This window comes from Agrobacterium larrymoorei, from assembly GCF_013322225.1.
Classification (GTDB): domain Bacteria; phylum Pseudomonadota; class Alphaproteobacteria; order Rhizobiales; family Rhizobiaceae; genus Agrobacterium; species Agrobacterium larrymoorei_A.
The window spans coordinates 1-1262 of the sequence record NZ_JAAMFB010000040.1; the positions used below are offsets into that span (position 1 = coordinate 1).

Consider the following 1262-nt stretch of genomic DNA (forward strand, 5'->3'; position numbering starts at 1 on the left):
ACAGCTAGGATAAGTGGAATTTCTGCCTGACTTCAGCTTAAATGCTGAGAACAGGAGATACCATGACGAGACGACCGCGCCGGAACCATAGCCCGGCTTTCAAGGCCAAGGTGGCGCTTGCCGCGATCAGAGGCGAGCAGACGCTGGTGGAATTATCCCAGCAGTTTGACGTGCATGCCAATCAGATCAAGCAGTGGAAAGAACAGCTCCTTGAGGGGGCGACAGGCGTTTTCGGTGATGAAACCAAGGCCGAACCTGCCGGTCCAACCGTTGATGTCAAAACGCTTCATGCCAAGATCGGCGAACTGACGCTGGAGAACGATTTTTTGTCCGGTGCGCTCGGCAAGGCGGGATTGCTGGGCGGAAAAAAATGATTGACCGCAATCACAAGCTATCCGTGGTGCGCCAGGCGAAGCTTCTCGGCTTCAGTCGTGGCAGCGTCTATTATTCTCCGCGCCCAGTGTCGAACGTCGATCTGGCTTTGATGCGCCGGATCGACGAATTGCATCTCGATTACCCGTTTGCCGGAAGTCGGATGTTGCAAGGGCTTTTGAGGGGAGATGGGCTGGAGGTTGGGCGATTGCACGTCGCCACGCTGATGAAGAAGATGGGTATCGAGGCGATCTACCGTCGCCCGAACACTTCGAAACCAGCGCCGGGGCACAAAATCTATCCCTACCTCCTGCGCAAGCTGGCGGTTGCCCGGCCCAATCAGGTATGGGCGATGGACCTGACCTATATCCCCATGGCGCGTGGTTTTGTCTACCTCTGCGCCGTCGTGGACTGGTTCAGCCGTCGGGTTCTGTCGTGGCGATTATCGATCACTATGGAGGCGGACTTCTGTATCGAAGCGGTCGAGGAAGCGCTGGCTCGCTATGGAAAGCCCGACATATTCAACACCGATCAGGGATCGCAGTTCACATCCATCGACTTTACGGCGGTGCTAAAGAAAGCTGAGATTGCCATCTCGATGGACGGCAAGGGCGCGTGGCGGGACAATGTCTTCGTCGAACGGCTTTGGCGCTCGATCAAATACGAGGAGGTCTACCTACATGCCTATAAAACCGTGTCTGAGGCACGCGCGGGCATTGGCCGTTATCTGACCTTTTACAATAGCCGACGCCCACATTCATCGCTTGACCGGCAGACGCCGGATCAGGCTTACTTCAACGCGCTGACGCCAATGATGGTGGCGGCATAATCGAGGCGGAAATCCACTTAGCGAAACGCCCGAAACTGTTCAAACAAACTGAGCCACCTCT

The 1262-nt window shown here is 55.9% G+C and carries 1 protein-coding gene; it reads left to right on the forward strand.

The window, feature by feature from the left end:
• Positions 1-62: 62 nt before the first annotated feature.
• A protein-coding gene (locus G6L28_RS21070; protein WP_174066238.1) for an IS3 family transposase occupies positions 63-1201 on the forward strand; the annotation gives its coding sequence in 2 pieces (ribosomal slippage) (positions 63-321 and positions 321-1201; 1140 coding nt in all).
• Positions 1202-1262: the final 61 nt, after the last annotated feature.